Consider the following 18,101-nt stretch of genomic DNA (forward strand, 5'->3'; position numbering starts at 1 on the left):
CGCGTCGAAGGAAACCGCCGCATGACATCGCCGGAAGACATCGACGTCCCCGACGCCCTGATCACCTCGTACACGAAGAACGGCGGCGAGGCGGAACGGGCCTGGATCACTGCCCCTGCCCGCACTGGTCGCCGAGCTCCTCGGCCGGTGGCGGCTGGAACGGGACGGTGCCGCCGGCTCCGGCGAGGCCTCGCTGGTGGTGCCGGTGCGGCGCGAGGGCGGCGGCAGGGCCACGCTGAAGCTCCAGATGCCCCGCGAGGAGACGACTGCCGCGCTGATCGGGCTGCGGACCTGGAAGGGCGAGGGCATCGTACGGCTGCTCGGTCACGACCCGGAGAGCAGTGCCATGCTGCTGGAGCGCCTGGACGCCTCGCGCACCCTCGCGTCCGTCGTCGACGACGACACGGCCATGGGCACCCTGGCCGGCCTGATGGCCCGGCTGCACGCCGTCCCGGCGCCCGCAGGACTGCGCCGTCTCGACGACATCGCACGCGACATGCCGGCGGCAGTGCCGCAGGCCGTCGTCTCGCTGCCGGACCCGGACGACCGGAGGCGGCTGCGCGCCTGGGCAGCGGCCGTCGCCGAGTTGGCGGACGAGCCCGGCGACCGGCTCCTGCACTGGGACCTGCACTACGAGAACGTGCTGGCCGCCGAGCGGGAACCATGGCTCGCCATCGACCCCGAACCCCTGGCCGGCGACCCGGGTTTCGACCTGTGGCCGGCCCTGGACACCGGCTGGGAGAAGGTCGAGGCCACCGGGGACGCCCCGCGGGTGGTGCGGCGCCGCTTCGACCTGCTGACCGAGGCCCTGGAACCGGACCGCGAGCGCGCGGCCGGCTGGACGCTGGGCCGGCTGCTGCAGAACACGCTGTGGGACGTGGAGGACGGGCGGACCACCATCGCCCCCTCCCGGATCGCCGTGGCCGAGGCGCTCCCGCGCCACTGAGCCCCTTCCCGGTCGTGGCGAGCCGGTGCGCCGCCGCGGCCAGGGAGTCCCGGACCCCTTCGGGCTGCCGCCGGGGCCGATGAGCCGAAGGGGCCGGCAGGTGACGCGACTTCAGCCAGCTGCCCGGCGGAACGCGGCCCGGTACGCGCTCGGGCGCCGGCCGGTGTGGCGGGCGAAGAGCGCGGCGAAGGTGCCGGGGTCCTGGTATCCGACGGCCGCCGCGACCGCGGCGACCGTCCGGTCGGTGGACTCCAGCAGGTGGCGGGCCCGGCGGACCCGGGCGGCCTGGAGGTGGACCAGCGGGCTGTGCCCGGTCTCCTCGGCGAAGCGGCGCAGCAGCGTACGGGTGCTGACCTGGAAGACCTCCGCGAGGGCGGCGAGGTCGTACCGCTCGGCGAGGTTCTGGTCGAGCCGCCGCATGACCCGCTGGGAGAACTCCCGGCCGGGCTGCGGCAGGAGCCGGGGATCGACGTACGGGGTCTGGGAGGCCCGCGCGTCGTCGAGGAGCGCGACACGGGCGGTGGTCCGGGCCACCCGGGCGCCGTGGTGCCGGCGGATCAGGTCCAGGGTGAAGTCGTACATGGCGCTGAAGGCGGCCGTGGTCGTCACGCCCCTGTCGGTGACGACCAGGTGCTGCGGCTGCACGTGCGCCGCGGGACAGCGCCGGGCCAGTTCCCCGGCGTGCAGCCACGAGGTGGTGGCCCGGCGCCGGTCGAGGAGGCCCGCTTCGGCGAGCAGGAACGCGCCGACGCACAGGGAGACCACGGCGGTGCCGGCGGCGGCCTGCGCCCGGATCGCCGCGGTCTCCGGGAGGAGCCGGCCGAGCAGGGCGTCGAGATCCGTGCCCGGAAGCAGCTCGAAGCCGGGGACCACGAGAACGTCGACCTCGCGCAGGGGCCGCACCTCCAGGCTCGCGCCACCCGAAGCCGTGACCCGGCGGCGCGGCGAGACGACCGTCACCCGGCAGGCGGGCGCGTCCGGCCCGGCCACGTGCCCGGCCATCGTCAACAGGTCCGGCACGCCGAACACTTCGGACGCGAAGCAGCCCGGGTACGCCAGGACCCCGACCCGCAGTTCCCCCGGCCCGCCGCCGCCCTCCGCCGAATGCCCGCCCGCCGCCCTCACCCGTACCCCCTCCCGCCCCCGCCCAGGATATGGCGAGATCGCCTCCGGCCCTGGCGATCCCGCCCCTCACCCGGCGGCAGGTTCGGCGTCAGGCTGGCCCCATGACCCAAGACGATCCCCTCACCGACTTCATCCGCCGGACCGTGGCCGTGGAGGGGGTGGAGAAGACCGTGTACGTGGCGGGGACCGGCCCCGCGGTCGTGGTGCTGCCCGAGATGCCGGGCATCAGCCCCGACGTCCTGCGGCTCGCGCGGTGGGTGCGGGACGCGGGCTTCACCGTCCACGTCCCCTCCCTCTTCGGGACGGACGGCGCCTTCCCCACGGTGGACGGCGGCCGGGAGGTCGTCCGCCGCGCATGCGTCAGCGCGGAGTTCCGCGCCTTCGCCGGAGGCGGCACCAGCCCGGTGACGCTCTGGCTGCGCGGCCTGGCGCGCCGGGCCCACGCGCAGTGCGGCGGGCCGGGGGTGGGGGCGATCGGCCTGTGCTTCACGGGGAACTTCGCCCTCACCATGGCCCTGGAGCCCACCGTGATCGCCCCGGTGGTCAACCACCCGTCCCTGCCGCTCGACGACCCCGGCGGAATCGAGCTGGACCCGGCGGACGGGGAAGCGGTGCGCGACCGCCTCGACCGCGACGGACTCACCGTCCTCGCCTACCGCTTCGAGGGCGACCGCTGGTGTACGGGGCAACGCTTCGCCGCCTACCGGGCCCTGCTGGGCGACGCCTTCGACGGCCGGGTCCTCCCGGACACCGCCGCCAACCCGGCGCCGCCGCCCTTCTTCGCGGACCTGGTCGGCACGCCGCACAGCGTCGTCACCGCCCACCTCGTCGACGAGGCGGGCCACCCCACGGTCCGGGCCCGCGACGAGATCCTCACCTTCCTCACCGACCGCCTCCACCCGCCCACGTCCCGGCCCGCCACCTCACCGGCCCGGCAGGCCCTGACCTGACCTCGACCCGGGCAGGCGGCAGCCCGAACGGCAGCGCGTTGTGGCGTACGGGGCGCGGACATAGACTCGCGCGTCCCGGAAGTACGCGTCGAACGGAGCGCACCATGCCCAAGGTCACCGCCGTCGCCCTGCTCAAGGCGGCCCCTGGCGCCGAGGACAAGGTGCGTGAGCAGGCCCTGTCCTTGGTCGCGCCCTCGCGGGCCGAGCCGGGCAACATCAGCTACCAGGCGTACGTCCACCCCGAGGACCCGAGTGCGTGGCTGGTGTTCGAGGAGTGGGAGGACCGGGCCGCGTTCGAGGCGCACCTGTCGAGCCCGCACCTGACGGAGGCGCTCGCGGCGGGTCCGGGACTGCTGGTCGGCCCGCCGGCCGAGCACGTGTTCACCACCGCGGACCGTTGTTCTCCCTGACGGCCTTCTCCCTGACTGCCCCCTTCGGCGACGAGGACGGCGCGCGCCCGGCCCCCGCCGTCAGGAGGGCAGCCAGGCCTGCCACGTGGCGCGGTTCTCCTTCACCCAGCGGGCCGCCGCCTCCTGTGGGGCCAGCTTCTCCTCCGCGATCATCAGCGCGACGTCGTTCTGCATGTCCTTCGTCCACCGGAACCGCTTCAGGAAGGCGGCGGCGTCACCGCCGTCCTGCGCGAACCGGGCGTTGAAGAACTTCTGCAGCGGCGTGTGCGGGTACGCGCAGGCCACCTTCTCCGGGTCGGCGTCGCAGCCCTTCTCGTACGCGGGCAGCTTCACCTCCGTCATGGGCACCTTCTCGAACAGCCACTGGGGCTCGTACCAGTAGGTCAGGAACGGCTTCCTCTCCTTGGCGAACTGCTTGATCTGCGTGATCTGGGCCGCCTCGGAGCCGGCGAAGACCACCTGGAGGTCCAGGCCCAGGTTCTTCACCAGCGCCTTGTCGTTGGTGACGTACGACGGGGAGCCGTCGAGGAGCTGCCCCTTGCCCCCGCTCTCCGCCGTGCGGAGTTCGGCGGCGTACGCGTTCAGGTTCTTCCAGTCGGTGACGTCCGGGTGCTGCTCGGCGAAGTACGTCGGCACGAACCAGCCGATGTGTCCGGTGACCCCGAGGTCGCCGCCGCGCACGATGGTGCCCTTGCCGTCGATGTAGCGCTCTTCCTGGTCTGGGTGCCCCCAGTCCTCGAGGATGGCGTCCACCCGGCCCTGGCTGAGTGCGTCCCAGGCGGGCACCTCGTCGATCTGCACGGTGTCCACCCGGTACCCGAGCTCGTGTTCCAGCAGGTACTGGGCGACGGCCACGTCGGCCTGCGCGCCCACCCAGGACTGCACGGACAGCGTCACCGTCCGGGCTCCCCGGGTGTCCGCGAACGGGGAGGCCTGGCGGGTCATGTCGGCGGCGCCGCAGCCGGTGAGGCCGGCCCCGACGGTCAGGGCCGCGGCGGCGGCCAGGGCGGTGATGCGGGTGCGAGCCATGTCAGGCCCCCTTTCCGGTGTGGGTGGGGCGCTGCGTCGGCTGGGTGACCCGGTCGAGCACCAGGCCCAGGCAGACGATCGCGGCGCCGGCGACGAGGCCGGTCGCCAGGTCGCCCTGGGCGAGGCCGAGCACGGCGTCGTAGCCCAGAGCCCCGCCGCCCACCAGGCCGCCGACCACGACCACGGCCAGGACCAGGACGACGCACTGGTTGACGGCCAGCAGCAGCGCCGGCCGGGCCAGCGGCAGCCGGACCTGGAGCAGCTCCTGGCGCCCGGTCGCCCCGAGGGACCGCGCGGACTCCACCACGCCCGGGTCGACCGCCCGCAGGCCCTGAGCGGTGATGCGCACCACCGCGGGCAGCGCGTACACCGCGGCCGCGGCCACGGCCGGGGCGCGGCCCACGCCGAACAGCGCGACCACCGGGATCAGGTACACGAACTGGGGCAGCGTCTGGAACACGTCGAGGACGGGCCGCAGCAGCCGGTCCAGGCGGCCGCCGCGCGCGACGGCCGCGCCGAGGGCGAAGCCGAGCAGCAGGGTCGCTGCGACCGCCGCCAGCACCTGGGAGAGGGTGTCGAGGGCGGGCGCCCACACGCCGAGGACACCGATCGCGGCCATCGCCAGGACCGCGGTGGCGGCGGTCCGCCAGGTGCCGATGAGCAGGCCGAGCGCGCCGATCCCCAGCAGGACCGACCACCACGGCAGCCACTGCAGGCCGGACCGGAGCGGGTTGAGGACACCGGTGGTGAAGTGGGAGGCCCAGTCGGCGCTGCCGCCGACGACGGGCACCCCGGTGTAGAGGTGCGCGGTCATCCAGTCCACGGCCCGGTTGACGGGCCCGGCGGTGTCCACGGTCCACGCCCGCGGCCAGCCGAGCCGGCCGGTGAGGTGGCCGGCCGCGGCGGTCGCGGCGACGACGGCGGCCGACGCGAGGGCCAGGGCGCGGCCGCGTCGGGCGCCGGGGGCCGCAGTGGTCCCGAGCCGGGCGCCCGCGGCCGCGGTGACCCGGTCCAGGACGACGGCGAGCAGCACGATCGGCAGGCCCGCCGCCAGCGCGGCACCGACGTCCACGGAGGCCAGCGCCTGGTAGACCCGGTCGCCGAGACCGCCCGCGCCGATCACGGAGGCGATGACGGCCATGCCGAGCGCCATCATGATCGACTGGTTCACGCCGAGCAGCAGTTCCTTCCGGGCCAGCGGCAGCCGGGCCGTCAGCAGCCGCTGCCGGCCGGTCGCTCCGAGGGAGGTGACGGCTTCCACGACCCCGGCGTCCGCCCCGCGCAGTCCGAGCGCGGTCAGGCGGGCCATCGGCGGGGCGGCGTACACCACGGTCGCCAGGACCGCGGCCGGCACGCCGATGCCGAACACCAGCACCACCGGCAGCAGGTAGGCGAAGGCGGGCAGTACCTGCATGGTGTCGAGCACCGGGCGCAGCACGCGGTCCATCCGGGCGGACAGGCCGGCGGCCAGCCCGAGGAGTCCGCCGAGCAGCACGGACGCGAGGACCGCCACCACCATCAGGGCGAGGGTCTGCATGGTCGGGACCCACATGCCGAGCAGCCCGCACGCGGCGAACGCGGCGGCGGAGACCAGCGCGAGGCGCACCCCCGCGAGCCGCCAGGCCACCAGGGCGGCGGCCGCGGTCACCCCGGCCCAGCCGAGGGCGAGCAGCAACAGGTACACGGCGCGCACGCAGACGATCACGGCGTTGCTGACGTGCCCGAGGAAGTAGAGGAAGAGCGGGTGGCCGTCGCGGTTGTCGATGATCCAGTCGCCGACGCGGTCGAGCGGCGCCGACACGTCCACGGTGAGCGCGCCGGGCCAGCCGCCGCCGCCGAGCAGGACGGCGCCCAGGACGAGCAGGAGTGCAGTGCCCGCACCGATCAGCGCGCCGCGGCGGCGCAGCAGGGCCCCGGCGCCACCGGAGCGGGTGCGCGCGGCGGCCCCCGCCTTCGCGGTGCCGCCGCCGGCACGGCGTCCGGCCGCGGCAGGGGGGACGGCGCCGGGCGGCGCCGTACGGTCGGCCGGAGCGGAGGTGGTACTGGCGCTCACCGGCCGCACCGCCCCGGCCGGGGGACGGGTGAGCCGGAGCGGGGAGGCGGCCACGTGCCCGGGGCGTGCATCAGGCCACCGCCCTCTGGGCCGCGGCGGGGACTCCGGCGACCACGCCCAGCAGCACTGACTGGTCCACCACCCCCAGGCACCGCCCGTTCTCGACGACCCGCGCCGTCTCCCCGGTGCGGGCGACCGCCTCGATGGCCTCGTGGACGGTCGCGGTCGGTGCCAGCGCCGGTCCGGCGCCGGTCTCCTCGGCCCGTGCCGGGCGCATCGCCGAGCGGACCGTCAGCACCTGCTCGCGCGGCACGTCGCGGACGAAGTCGCGGACGTAGTCGTCGGCGGGGGAGCCGACGATCTCCTCGGGCGTGCCCAGCTGCACGATGCGGCCGTCGCGCATCAGCGCGATCCGGTCGCCGAGCCGCAGCGCCTCGCCGAGGTCGTGGGTGATGAAGACCATGGTGCGGCCCTCCTCGCGGTGCAGCCGTACGACCTCCTCCTGCATGTCCCGCCGGATCAGCGGGTCGAGCGCGCTGAACGGTTCGTCGAAGAGCAGCACTTCGGGGTCGACCGCGAGCGCGCGGGCCAGCCCCACCCGCTGTTGCTGCCCGCCGGACAACTGCCCGGGCCGGCGCCGCTCCATCCCCTCCAGGCCGACCTTCGCCACGAACGCGGCCGCACGCTCGCGGCGTTCGCCGCGGCCTACGCCCTGGATCTCCAGGCCGTAGGCCACGTTGTCGAGCACGGTGCGGTGCGGAAGCAGCCCGAAGTGCTGGAAGACCATCGAGGCCCGGTGCCGGCGCAGTTCGCGCAGCCGGGCCGGGTCCATGGCCAGGACGTCCTCGCCGTCGACGCGGAGACTGCCCGAGGTCGGCTCGATGAGCCGGGTCAGGCAGCGGACCAGCGTCGACTTGCCGGAGCCCGACAGGCCCATCACCACGAACACCTCGCCCTCGCGGACGTCGAAGGAGACGTCGCGGACGGCGGCCGTACAGCCGGTGCGCTCGCGCAGCGCGGCGGCGTCCAGCGAGGCGAGTTCCGGATCGGCCGGGACCCGTTCGGCCTTCGGACCGAAGACCTTCCACAGGTTCCGCACGGCGAAGACGGCCCCGGAGTCCGTGCCCCGGGCCGCCCGGTTCCGCGGCCGCGCCTTCGACGCGGCATGCGACGGGCTCGTGGTCTGGTTCATCGGCTGGTACCTCCCAGCAGTTCGGCGCATTTCTCCCCGACCATCAGCACCCCGATCATCGGATTGACGGCGGTCATGGTCGGAAAGACGGACGCGTCGGCGATCCGGACGCCGGACAGGCCCCGGATCCTCAGATCGGGCGTGACGACGGCGAGCGCGTCGTCCTCGGCCCCCATGCGGCAGGTCCCGGCCGGGTGGTACACGGTGTGCGCCACCTGCCGGGCGTACGCGCTCAGCTCCTCGTCGGAGGTGACCTCCGGGCCCGGACAGACCTCGCGCTTGAGCCAGCCGGCCAGCGGCTCGGCCGCCGCGATCCGCCGGGCGATCCGGATGCCGTCGACCAGGGTCCGGCCGTCGTAGTCGTCCTCGTCGGTGAAGTACCGGAAGTCCAGCGCCGGCTTGACCTCGGGGTCGGCGCTCGTCAGGTAGAGCCGGCCGCGGCTGCGCGGCTTGGGGATGTTCGGGGTCATCGACACGCCGTGGGCGGGGCGTTCGTAGCCGATGCGCTCCGGGTTGTCGGTGAAGGGCACCTGGTAGAAGTGGAACATCAGGTCCGGCCCCGGGGCCGCCGGATCCCGGCGGACGAACAGCCCGGCGTCCGAGTCCATCGCCGAGTTCTCCGGTATCGGGCCGTTCGTCTCCCACACGATGACCGACTCCGGGTGGTCGAGGAGGTTCTCGCCGACTCCCGGCAGGTCGTGGACGACCGGGATGCCCAGCTCCTCCAGGTCCGCGCGCGGTCCGATGCCCGAGTGCAGCAGCAGCCGCGGCGAGTCCACGGCGCCGGCGCACACCACCACCTCGCGCCGGGCCCGCACCACGTGCTCGCGGCCGTCGGCGGTCCGCACGTGCACTCCGGTGGCCCGGGTCCCCTCCAGCTCCAGCCGGAACGCCCACGTCTCCAGGGCGATGTGCAGGTTCGGCCGGTCGAGGAAGGGGTGCAGGTAGGCGACCGAGGCCGAGGACCGCTTGTTGTCCTCCGGGTGGTACGCCAGGTCGAAGAAGCCGACGCCCTCGTGGAAGGCGCCCTTGTTGAACCCCTCGATCCGGGGGACCCCCAGGGCACCCTGCGCCGCCTCCACGAAGTCCCGGGCGATGGCGTTCCGGTCGTCCTCGTGGACCGGGACGATGTTGTTGCGCAGCCGGTCGAAGTAGGGGTCCATGGAGTCGGCGTCCCAGCCCTCGGCGCCGGCCTTGGCCCACTCGTCCCAGTCGGAGGGGAGCGGCTTGAAGGAGATCAGCGTGTTGTGCGACGAACAGCCGCCCAGCACCCGCGCCCGGCTGTGCCGGATGTGGGAGTTGCCGCGGGGCTGCCGGGTGGTGGGGTAGTCGTAGTCCAGCTCGCCGCCGAGCAGCCCCATCCACCGCCGGAGGGTGAGGACGTCCTCGCGGCCGACGTCGCTGGGTCCGCCCTCGATGACGGCCACGCTGACCGACGGGTCCTCGGTCAGCCTCGAGGCGATCACGGATCCGGCGGTCCCGCCGCCGACGACGACGTAGTCGTACACCTGCTCGCTGGGCTGGTTCATGCCTGGTCCTTCTGGTGCTCGTTCCGTACGCCGTCGTTCCGTACGCCGTCGTTCCGTACGCCGTCGTTGCGGACGCCGTCGTCCTGTGCGCCGGCGAACCACCGGACGGGGCGCGGGGAGAGGTTGCGGTAGACGTGCTTGGCCTCGCGGTACTCGGCGAGGCCGCCGGGGCCCAGTTCGCGGCCGATGCCGGACTTGCCGAAGCCGCCCCATTCGGCCTGCGGCAGGTAGGGGTGGAAGTCGTTGATCCACACCGTTCCGTGGCGCAGCAGTGCGGCCACCCGCCCGGCCCGCTCCGCGTCCGAGGTCCACACGGCGCCGGCCAGGCCGTACTCGGTGTCGTTGCCGAGGGCGACGGCCTCCTCCTCGGTGCGGAAGGTCTCCACGGTCAGGACCGGGCCGAAGACCTCCTCGCGCACCACGCGCATGCCGCGGTGGCAGCGGTCGAGGACGGTGGGCCGGTAGAAGAAGCCGGGTCCCTCGGGCCGGACTCCGCCGGCCCGGAGCACCGCGCCCTCGGCGAGGGCGGAGGCGACGTACTCCTCGGTCCGCTCCCGCTGGGCGGCGGAGACCAGCGGCCCGCACTCGACGCCGGGGTCGGTGCCGCGGCCCAGCCGGATCAGCTCGGCCCGGCGGGACAGTTCGGCGACGAACCGGTCGTGCAGCGGCTCCTCGACGATGAGGCGGGAGCCGGCCGAGCAGACCTGGCCGCTGTGGATGAACGCGGCGTTGAGGGCCTGGTCCACGGCGGTGTCGAAGCCCTCGGGGGTGGCGCAGGCGTCCGCGAAGACGATGTTGGGGTTCTTGCCGCCCAGTTCGAGCGCGACCTTCTTGACGCTGTCGGCCGCCGCCCGGGCGACCGCGGTGCCGCTGACGAACCCGCCGGTGAACGAGACCAGGTCGACGTCGGGGTGCTCGGCGAGCCGCGCGCCGACGGTGTGGCCGGGACCGGTGACGATGTTGGCGGCGCCGAGCGGGAGCCCGGCCTCCAGCAGCAGTTCCACCAGGGCGACCGTGCTCAGCGGAGTGATCTCGCTGGGCTTGACGACGAAGGTGTTGCCGGCGGCGAGGGCCGGCGCGATCTTCCAGCTGGCCTGGAGGAGCGGGTAGTTCCACGGGGTGATCAGCGCGCAGACGCCCACCGGCTCGTGGACGACCACGCTGTGGACGTCCGGCGAACCGGCGTCGACGACGCGCTCCGCGCTCTCCTTCTCCACCAGGTCGGCGAAGTAGCGGAAGGCGTCGCGCACGCAGTCGACGTCGGTGCGGCCCTCCTCCAGCGTCTTGCCCGCGTCCCGGCTCTCCAGGGCGCCGATCCGCTCCCGCTCGTGTTCCAGCCGGTCGGCGACCCGGCGCAGCAGGGCGGCGCGCTCGGAGACCGGCGTACGGGGCCAGGCGCCCGCGTCGAACGCGGCGCGGGCGGCGGCCACCGCGTCGTCGGCGTCCCGGATCCCGCCCTCCGCGACGACCGCGAAGGCGGTGGCGTCGACGGGGTCGATGATCCGGCGGGTCTCTCCGGAGAGTGATGCTCGCCACTCGCCGCCCACGTGGATGGTCTGTTGTGCTGCGGTCACGTCGGGTACTGCCTTTCGTCCCTTCAGGTCCTCCGCTGGTGACCCGGAGAACCAGGGCGCCCTGCCGGCCGCCTGGGAGGGCGGGTGCCCGCGTGCTGCGCGAGCATGTGGAAGGCGCGGAACAGAGTGATCCACTTCACGCGTCATATCCGTACAAAAACGGAAATTTCCATAGGCGGGGGTAGGGTGACGACGCCCGTCGTCCTGCACCGCCCGGCATCGACGACCACAGGCGTGGAGCTTCATCCGATCGTGTGAACGTCACCGCCCGGAGGCTGTTCCCGACCGCCTGGGCGGCATGTGCGCGACGGCTTGCGCGAGGGCGGCGACCCTACACTCCACGCCCATGTCCCTATGGCTGCTCAACCACTACAGCACCTTCACGCTCGCCGTCGTCGCGGTCGGGGTCACCGTCCTCCTGGCCGTCGCCGGCAGCGTGCTGCTGCGCCGCAGGCACCCCTCGCTGGCAAGCGGCGAGCACAACGACATGGTCGGCGTGACCCTGGGGATGTTCGGCGCCATCTACGGGATCATCCTCGCCTTCGTGATCGTCACCCTGTGGACGCAACTGGACGAGGCCGAGACCATCGTCGCCAACGAAGCCACCAGCGCGGCACTCATCACCCGCGACGCCGCCGCGTTCCCCCCACCGGTGCGCGCCCGCCTCGACTCGGCCATGAGCGGCTACGTCCACGCGGTCGTCGAAGACCAATGGCCCCGGATGCGCGAGGGCGACCCCAGCTACGGTGCCACCGAAGCCCATCTGCAGGACGCGTTCCGCGTGCTCCAGACCTACGTCCCCCAGGGCGCGGCACAGCAGGTGTTCTACGAGCAGGCCGTCGACCACCTCGACGACGTCGCCTCCCAACGCCGCGCCCGCATCACCATGGCCCGCCAGGAACTGCCCCCGCTGCTGCAAGCACTGGCCTTCGGCGGCGCCCTGGTGCTCATCCCCCTCACGTTCCTCTACGGCCTGCGCAAGCTGAGGGTCCAGATCCTCTTCGTCGCCTCGCTCGCCGCACTGGTCGGCTTCAGCCTGCTCCTGGTCTTCGTCCTGGACCGCCCCTTCTCCGGCGAACTCAGCGTCAGCCCCGCCCCCTACCGAGAGGGGGCCCTCGCCCCGTACTGGGCCCCTTGAGGGGACGGGGCCGAGGGGGGTGCACGGAGCGGCAAGGGGCCCGGCGCGCTCGGGCAACTCGCGTGATCCGAACGGCCATACGTTCGGGGAGTGCCGGTCGCCGCCGCCGTGCGGTGGCCGGACGCGACCGGTGCGGTTCCCGCGTTCCGCACCCCGTCCCGCGAGAGGAACCCCCATGTTCGACATCACCCGCGTGCACGCCGCCCCCAGCACGGACCTGCTGACCCCCGACAACTCGGTCATGCTCTTCGTCGACCACCAGCCGCAGATGTTCTTCGGCACCGGCAGCGGCGACCGCACCGCGATCATCAACAGCACCGTCGGCCTCGCCAAGGCGGCCCGGGCCTTCGGCGTGCCCGCCGTGCTGACCACGGTCGCCGCCGAGTCCTTCTCCGGCCCGCTCCTGCCCCAGCTGGCGGCGGTCTTCCCGGAACAGAAGCCCGTGGACCGCACCAGCATGAACGCCTGGGAGGACGAGGCCCTGGTCGAGGCGGTCCGCGCCACCGGCCGCCGCAAGATCGTCCTGTCCGGGCTGTGGACCGAGGTCTGCCTCGTCCTGCCCGCCCTCTCCGCACTGGAGCAGGGCTACGAGGTGTACGTCGTCACCGACGCCTCCGGCGGTGTGACCCCCGCCGCCCACGAGCACGCCCTCCAGCGGATGACCGCCGCCGGCGCCGTCCCCGTCACCTGGGTGCAGGTCCTCCTGGAACTCCAGCGCGACTGGGCCCGGGAGGAGACCTACCCGGCCGTCATGGAGATCGTCAAGGAGCACGCGGGGGCCTACGGCCTCGGCGTGGTGTACGCGCAGTCCGTCATCGGCACCCACGCGGCCGGCTGATCTTGGACGCCGGCCTGCTGATCCTGCGACTGCTGGTGGGCTTGCTGGTCGCCGGTCACGGAGTGCAGAAGATCAGTACGCACCTCGGCGGCAAGGGCCTCGACGGCGGGGCCCGGGAGTTCCGGGCCGACGGGTTCCGCGGCGGTGCCCTCACCGCCCTCGCGGCCGGCGGCGGCCAGATCGGCTCCGGAGTGCTGCTGGCCACCGGGCTGCTGACCCCGCTCGCCGCGACCGGGGCCATCGGGGTCATGACCGTCGCCCTCACCGTGAAGTGGCCCCACGGCCTCTGGGTGCAGGACGACGGCTACGAGTACCCCCTCGTCCTGATCGGAGCGGCCGCCGCCCTCGCCGCCACCGGTCCCGGCGCCTGGTCCCTGGACGGGGCTCTGGGACTGACGCCGTACCCCCTGTGGTGGACGGCCCTCGTCCTCGCGGCCGGCCTCGGCAGCGGGCTGCTCACCCGGCTCGTCCTGCACCGCACCCCGGACGAGCCGCGCCCGCCCGGGACCCGCAACCCCTGAAGCCCGCCCCACCTCCCCCTCCGACCCACCTCCCACCTCCCACCGAACGAGGAGCACACCCGTGCCGTACATCAAGGTCGCCGAAGGCGACTCCACACCCGTCGAGCTCTACTACGAGGACCACGGCACCGGCCGGCCCGTCGTACTGATCCACGGCTGGCCGCTCAACGGCGCCTCCTGGGAGAAGCAGACCGCCGCCCTGCTCGCCGCCGGAAACCGGGTCATCACCTACGACCGGCGCGGCTTCGGCCGCTCGGACCAGCCCTCCGACGGCTACGACTACGACACCTTCGCCGCCGACCTCAACGAGGTGCTGACCGCCCTCGACCTGCGCGACGCCGTCCTGGTCGGCTTCTCGATGGGCACCGGCGAGGTCACCCGTTACCTGGGCACCTACGGCTCCGACCGCATAGCCAAGGCCGTCCTGATCGGCGTGGTCCCGCCCTTCCTGCTCAAGACGGACGACAACCCGGCCGGCGTCGACGCCGAGGTCTTCAAGGGCATCGAGGAAGCCATCCGCGCCGACCGGTTCGCGTTCATGACCGACTTCCTCGCCGACTTCTACAACGTGGACGTGCTCGGCGGCGAGCGGATCAGCGCGCAGGCCGTCGCGGCGAGCTGGAACGTCGCCGTCGGAGCCTCCGCCAAGGGCACCCTGGACTGCGTACGGGCCTGGCTGACCGACTTCCGCGACGACCTGCCCCGCATCGACGTACCCACGCTGATCGTGCACGGCGACGCCGACCGCACCCTGCCCATCGACTCCACCGCGATCCCGCTGTCGCGCCGGATCGCCGGAGCCGAGCTGAAGGTCGTCCCGGGCGGCCCCCACGGCCTGCTGTGGACGCACGCCGACGAGGTCAACTCCGCCCTGCTCGACTTCCTGGGCTGACCGGCCCCCGCCCCGGCGCGCCGGTGGCCGTCTCCCGCCCGGGAGCGGCCACCGGCCCGGCACCCGCCCGTACCCCCACCGCAGACGACCGACGACCGACGAAGGATTCCCCGTGGACGACCGCCCGGTACCGGAAACAGCAGCGCAGAGCGACAGCAGCAGCATGCCCGTGGCAGGCCTGCTCCCCTCGGCCCGGGCCCACCCCGCCACGGCGGACCTCGTGGTCCGCAACGCCAAGGTGTCCACCGGGGACCCCGCCCGCCCCGCGGCCGCCGGCGTGGCCGTCCGCGACGGCCGGATCCTGGCCCTCGGGGACGACAACGACCTGGCCGGGCTCATCGGACCCGCCACCCGCGTGGTCGACGCCCTCGGCCGCCGCGTGGTCCCCGGGCTGAACGACTCGCACCTGCACGTCATCCGCGGCGGCCTCAACTACGTGCTGGAACTCCGGTGGGACGGGGTGCGCAGCCTGCGGCACGCCCTGGCCATGCTGCGCGAGCAGGCCGGCCGCACACCGAAGGGGCAGTGGATCCGCGTCGTCGGCGGCTGGACGCCCGAGCAGTTCGCCGAACGCCGCATGCCGACGGTCGCCGAGCTGAACGCGGCCGCACCCGACACCCCCGTCTTCGTCCTGCACCTGTACCAGTCCGCCCTCATGAACCGGGCCGCCGTCATCGCCGCCGGGTTCACCCGCGACACCCCCGACCCGCGCGGCGGGCAGATCGTACGCGGCCGCGACGGCGAACCCACCGGGGTCCTGCTGGCGGCGCCGGGCGCCCTCGTGCTGTACTCCACCCTCGCCCGGGCTCCGGGGCTCGACCCGGCCGACAAGCGCACCTCGACCATCCACTTCCTGCGCGAACTCAACCGGTTCGGCCTCACCTCGGCGCTCGACGCGGCCGGCGGCTTCCAGAACTTCCCCACCGACTACGGCACCGTCACCGACCTCGCCCGCTCCGGCGAACTGACCCTGCGCATCGCCTACTACCTCTTCCCGCAGACCGCGGGCCAGGAACTGGACGACCTGCGCCGCTGGACGCAGACGGTCCGGCCCGGCGACGGAGACGCATGGCTGCGCCTGGCCGGAGCCGGCGAGAACCTCACCTGGGCGGCGGCCGACTTCGAGAACTTCGCCGAGCCGCGGCCCGCCCTCGCCGCGGACTACGAGAGCGAGTTCGAGCAGGCCGTCCGGCTGCTGATGGAGAACGGCTGGGGATTTCGGCTGCACGCCACCTACGACGAGACCATCCGCCGTGACCTGGCGGTCTTCGAGAAACTCGCCGCCGAAGGCCTGTTCCCCGCCGGGAACCGCTGGCTGTTCGACCACGCCGAGACCGTGCGTGACGACAGCCTCGACCGGATCGCCGCCCTCGGCGGCTCGCTGTCGGTGCAGAACCGCATGTCCTTCCAGGGCCGCGTCTTCCTCGACCGCTACGGCGCCGCGGCCGCCTCCCGTACGCCCCCGGTGCGCGCCATGCTCGACCGGGGGCTGACGGTGGCCGCCGGAACCGACGCCACCCGCGTGTCCTCGTACAACCCGTGGGTCGCCCTGCACTGGCTGGTGACCGGCCGCACCGTCGGCGGCACCCCGCTCTACCCGCCCGCCGCCCTCCTCGACCGGCACGAGGCCCTCGACCTGTACACCCGGGGCGGGGCGCGGCTGACCGGAGAGGAGGACGTCAAGGGCGTCCTGCGCGAGGGCTGCTTCGCCGACCTGGCCGTGCTCTCCCACGACTACTTCACCGTCCCGGACGACGTCATCCCCGCCATCGAATCGGTGCTCACGGTCGTCGGCGGACGCATCGTGCACGCGACCGAGGAGTACACCGGGCTGGCGGAGCCGGCACCCGCCGTCTCCCCGGCGTGGAGCCCCGTGGCCCGCTTCGGCGGCTACGCCGCCCCCGGCGACCGCCACGGCGCCGCCCAGGCCGACGCCGTGGCCGAAGCCGCCGCCGAATCCGAACGGCACCGCGCCTGGCGGGCCGCCCGCCCGGACTCCGGCCCCGCGCCGCGACCCGCGCACCCCGTCGACCCGTGCCTGTCGCACTGAACGAGGGGAGTGGACGGATGGACACCGATCCCACCGCCGGGGCCACCGCACCCGGCGCCGGGGCCAGCGCACCCGGCGCCGGCCGCCGCTTCGAGCCCGACCTCCGGGCGATGACCCGGATCACGCTGCACCCCATCGCCTCGCCGATGCCGCTGGGCTTCTTCACGGTGGCCATCGCCTCCGTGATGACCGGCTGCCTGCAACTGGGCGTCCTGGGGCCCGCCGACCGGCAGGCCGTAGCGCTGTGCGTCCTGCCCGCCTTCGCCCTGCAACTCGTCGTCAGCGTGCTGGCCTTCGGGGCCCGGGACGTCATCGCCGCCACCCTGATGGGCACGTTCGCCGGCAGCTGGCTCGCATACGCCCTGGTCATGGGCAGCGGCGCGCCCGGCGGACCCAGGGTGCTCGGCGTGTTCAACCTGGCGTTCGTGTGCTTCGGGGCCCTCATGGCCGCGGTGACCAGGCCCAAGCGGGCCCTGTGGCTGGTCCTCGTGGCCTCCTTGCCCCGCTGGGCGGCCACCGGCCTGGGCGGCGTCACCGGGGCCGAGTGGCTGACGCGCACGGCCGGCGGCCTGGGAATCCTGGTGGCGCTCGCCGCCGGCTACGCGGCCTTCGCGCTCATGCTCGAAGACGTGCGCGGCGAGGAAGTCCTGCCCCTCGGCCGCACCGGCCCCGCGCACCACGCCGTGGAGGGGGACCTCGCCGTGCAGCTGCGCAACCTCGAACGACAGGCAGGCGTACGCCGCACCCTGTGACCCCTCGCCCCGCCACCCGCCGGGCGCGCCGCCCGCCACCCGGCGGACCGGCTACGCACCCGCGACGGGCTCCGGGGACCCGCCCACCCGGTCCCCGGAGCCCCCGGCGGGGCGGAGGCGGGCGGCGGCCTGCCATTCGCGGGGCGACATGCCGTAGGCGGCACGGAAGGCACGGCTGAAGTGGGAGGGGCTGACGAACCCCCAGCGCTGGGCGACGGCCCCCACAGCCGGGACGCCCCGGCCGGGCCGGGCCAGCTCCCGGCGGCAGCGCTCCAGCCGTTCGCGCAGGACCCAGCGCCCCAACGTCGTGCCCTCGGCGTGGAACAGCTTGTGCAGGTACCGCACCGACACGTGGTGGGCCGCGGCGACCCGCTCCGGGCACAGGCCGGGATCACCCAGATGGAGCAGGACGTACTCCTGCACGCGCGTCAGCATCCCGCGCGCGTGCTCCGGTGCCCGCGGATCGAGCCGGCCGCGCCGCTCGCGGACCAGGAGGGCCAGCAGGTCGGAGGCGGTCAGGGCGAGCCGGTGGCCGGTGTGCGGGTCGAAGCCGGCGGCCTGCCGGGCGAGCCGGCCCAGGAACGCCGCCACCAGGCCGGACGTCCCGGACACCCCGTCGAACAACGTGCCGGTGGCCGCCCGGAGATCGTCGTCCGAGACGCCCAGGCTCGTCTTGTGCACCCGGAAGGTGGTGAAGCGGAAGGCGTCGGGCTGCTCGCGCAGGTAAGGCCGCCCGGCGTCCGAGCAGGTGAACGAGCCGGGCCCCACGAGGGCCTGACGGCCGTCCTGCGTGAGCCGCGCGGTCCCCCGGCGCTGGAGGGTGACGGTCAGGTACTCCTCCCCGCCCTGCGCGATCCGGCGAGCGCTGCGGTCCACCGTCTGGGGTCCGGCCTCGACCTCGGAGATCTGGAGCGGGCCGAGCGACCTGCTGGCGATCGTCCCGGCCGAGGGCACCGGCTCGTGCAGCCGGACGTCGAGCGGGATGAAGGTGCCGGACACCAACTCGCACCAGTAATCGGCGCGTTCACGGGGCGGTAGCGGAAGGATGGTGGTCTCTACGACGGACATGGGGGGCTCCGAACGGGATACGGGTCGTTCCGCT

Annotated in this window: 15 protein-coding genes and 1 pseudogene; 9 read left to right on the plus strand and 7 right to left on the minus strand. The window is 74.0% G+C overall.

The window, feature by feature from the left end; genetic code table 11:
• The first annotated feature begins 21 nt into the window (after positions 1-21).
• Positions 22-946: pseudogene (locus D1J60_RS35420) on the plus strand (aminoglycoside phosphotransferase family protein).
• Positions 947-1,057: 111 nt separating this feature from the next.
• Here D1J60_RS35420 and D1J60_RS35425 read toward each other — a convergent pair.
• Entirely contained in the window at positions 1,058-1,948 is an 891-nt protein-coding gene (locus D1J60_RS35425) for a helix-turn-helix domain-containing protein (protein WP_241253708.1), read from the minus strand.
• A gap of 224 nt (positions 1,949-2,172) precedes the next feature.
• Here D1J60_RS35425 and D1J60_RS35430 point away from each other — a divergent pair, with 224 nt between their 5' ends.
• Both D1J60_RS35430 and D1J60_RS35435 read left to right on the plus strand, forming a co-directional pair.
• Complete coding sequence (locus D1J60_RS35430; protein WP_125824609.1) at positions 2,173-3,021, plus strand: dienelactone hydrolase family protein; 849 nt, start codon at positions 2,173-2,175, stop codon at positions 3,019-3,021.
• A gap of 104 nt (positions 3,022-3,125) precedes the next feature.
• The gene (locus D1J60_RS35435; RefSeq protein WP_125824610.1) at positions 3,126-3,431 is read left to right on the plus strand and encodes a putative quinol monooxygenase; all 306 of its coding nucleotides are present in this window, start codon (positions 3,126-3,128) and stop codon (positions 3,429-3,431) included.
• A gap of 60 nt (positions 3,432-3,491) precedes the next feature.
• Here D1J60_RS35435 and D1J60_RS35440 read toward each other — a convergent pair whose 3' ends face one another.
• The 5 genes from D1J60_RS35440 to D1J60_RS35460 form a co-directional block, all read right to left on the minus strand.
• On the minus strand, positions 3,492-4,460 hold the full coding sequence (locus tag D1J60_RS35440) for an ABC transporter substrate-binding protein (RefSeq protein ID WP_125824611.1): 969 nt from the start codon (positions 4,458-4,460) through the stop codon (positions 3,492-3,494).
• A 1-nt stretch (position 4,461) separates the two neighbouring features.
• Positions 4,462-6,345: an ABC transporter permease subunit gene (locus D1J60_RS35445; protein WP_241253709.1), complete on the minus strand. Its 1,884-nt coding sequence runs from the start codon at positions 6,343-6,345 to the stop codon at positions 4,462-4,464.
• Between the two features lie 238 nt (positions 6,346-6,583).
• The gene (locus D1J60_RS35450; RefSeq protein ID WP_241253678.1) at positions 6,584-7,705 is read right to left on the minus strand and encodes a glycine betaine/L-proline ABC transporter ATP-binding protein; all 1,122 of its coding nucleotides are present in this window, start codon (positions 7,703-7,705) and stop codon (positions 6,584-6,586) included.
• The gene (locus D1J60_RS35455) at positions 7,702-9,234 is read right to left on the minus strand and encodes a GMC oxidoreductase (protein WP_125596787.1); all 1,533 of its coding nucleotides are present in this window, start codon (positions 9,232-9,234) and stop codon (positions 7,702-7,704) included. The genes D1J60_RS35450 and D1J60_RS35455 overlap by 4 nt, the downstream gene beginning before the upstream one ends.
• Positions 9,231-10,808, minus strand: a complete 1,578-nt coding sequence (locus D1J60_RS35460; RefSeq protein WP_241253679.1) for an aldehyde dehydrogenase family protein — start codon at positions 10,806-10,808, stop codon at positions 9,231-9,233. Before D1J60_RS35460 ends, D1J60_RS35455 begins: the two co-directional genes overlap by 4 nt.
• A gap of 346 nt (positions 10,809-11,154) precedes the next feature.
• Here D1J60_RS35460 and D1J60_RS35465 point away from each other — a divergent pair, with 346 nt between their 5' ends.
• The 6 genes from D1J60_RS35465 to D1J60_RS35490 all read left to right on the plus strand — a co-directional run bounded on the left by D1J60_RS35465 (position 11,155) and on the right by D1J60_RS35490 (position 16,999).
• Positions 11,155-11,946: a DUF4239 domain-containing protein gene (locus D1J60_RS35465; protein ID WP_125824612.1), complete on the plus strand. Its 792-nt coding sequence runs from the start codon at positions 11,155-11,157 to the stop codon at positions 11,944-11,946.
• A gap of 175 nt (positions 11,947-12,121) precedes the next feature.
• Positions 12,122-12,784, plus strand: a complete 663-nt coding sequence (locus tag D1J60_RS35470; RefSeq protein WP_125824613.1) for a hydrolase — start codon at positions 12,122-12,124, stop codon at positions 12,782-12,784.
• 2 nt (positions 12,785-12,786) lie between these two features.
• Positions 12,787-13,305, plus strand: coding sequence for a DoxX family protein (locus D1J60_RS35475; protein WP_125824614.1), 519 nt, complete (start codon positions 12,787-12,789; stop codon positions 13,303-13,305).
• Between the two features lie 61 nt (positions 13,306-13,366).
• A complete protein-coding gene (locus D1J60_RS35480) occupies positions 13,367-14,197 on the plus strand; it encodes an alpha/beta hydrolase (RefSeq protein WP_125596799.1) in 831 nt (276 codons plus the stop codon).
• 163 nt (positions 14,198-14,360) lie between these two features.
• Positions 14,361-16,247, plus strand: a complete 1,887-nt coding sequence (locus tag D1J60_RS35485; protein ID WP_125824749.1) for an amidohydrolase — start codon at positions 14,361-14,363, stop codon at positions 16,245-16,247.
• A 17-nt stretch (positions 16,248-16,264) separates the two neighbouring features.
• Entirely contained in the window at positions 16,265-16,999 is a 735-nt protein-coding gene (locus D1J60_RS35490) for a GPR1/FUN34/YaaH family transporter (protein WP_125824615.1), read from the plus strand.
• 51 nt (positions 17,000-17,050) lie between these two features.
• Here D1J60_RS35490 and D1J60_RS35495 read toward each other — a convergent pair whose 3' ends face one another.
• Positions 17,051-18,067, minus strand: coding sequence for a helix-turn-helix domain-containing protein (locus tag D1J60_RS35495; protein WP_125824616.1), 1,017 nt, complete (start codon positions 18,065-18,067; stop codon positions 17,051-17,053).
• Positions 18,068-18,101 lie beyond the last annotated feature (34 nt).

Origin of the sequence: Streptomyces sp. W1SF4 (genome assembly GCF_003950035.1) — a bacterium.
GTDB classification, from domain to species: domain Bacteria; phylum Actinomycetota; class Actinomycetes; order Streptomycetales; family Streptomycetaceae; genus Streptomyces; species Streptomyces racemochromogenes.

Excerpts from the sequence above, each read along its gene's own strand:
- D1J60_RS35470 (WP_125824613.1), top strand. The coding sequence starts at position 12,122 with ATGTTCGACATCACCCGCGTGCACGCCGCCCCCAGCACGGACCTGCTG.
- D1J60_RS35495 (WP_125824616.1), bottom strand. The coding sequence starts at position 18,067 with ATGTCCGTCGTAGAGACCACCATCCTTCCGCTACCGCCCCGTGAACGC.
- D1J60_RS35465 (WP_125824612.1), top strand. The coding sequence starts at position 11,155 with ATGTCCCTATGGCTGCTCAACCACTACAGCACCTTCACGCTCGCCGTC.
- D1J60_RS35425 (WP_241253708.1), bottom strand. The coding sequence starts at position 1,948 with ATGGCCGGGCACGTGGCCGGGCCGGACGCGCCCGCCTGCCGGGTGACG.
- D1J60_RS35440 (WP_125824611.1), bottom strand. The coding sequence starts at position 4,460 with ATGGCTCGCACCCGCATCACCGCCCTGGCCGCCGCCGCGGCCCTGACC.
- D1J60_RS35450 (WP_241253678.1), bottom strand. The coding sequence starts at position 7,705 with ATGAACCAGACCACGAGCCCGTCGCATGCCGCGTCGAAGGCGCGGCCG.
- D1J60_RS35485 (WP_125824749.1), top strand. The coding sequence starts at position 14,361 with ATGCCCGTGGCAGGCCTGCTCCCCTCGGCCCGGGCCCACCCCGCCACG.
- D1J60_RS35490 (WP_125824615.1), top strand. The coding sequence starts at position 16,265 with ATGGACACCGATCCCACCGCCGGGGCCACCGCACCCGGCGCCGGGGCC.
- D1J60_RS35430 (WP_125824609.1), top strand. The coding sequence starts at position 2,173 with ATGACCCAAGACGATCCCCTCACCGACTTCATCCGCCGGACCGTGGCC.
- D1J60_RS35435 (WP_125824610.1), top strand. The coding sequence starts at position 3,126 with ATGCCCAAGGTCACCGCCGTCGCCCTGCTCAAGGCGGCCCCTGGCGCC.
- D1J60_RS35455 (WP_125596787.1), bottom strand. The coding sequence starts at position 9,234 with ATGAACCAGCCCAGCGAGCAGGTGTACGACTACGTCGTCGTCGGCGGC.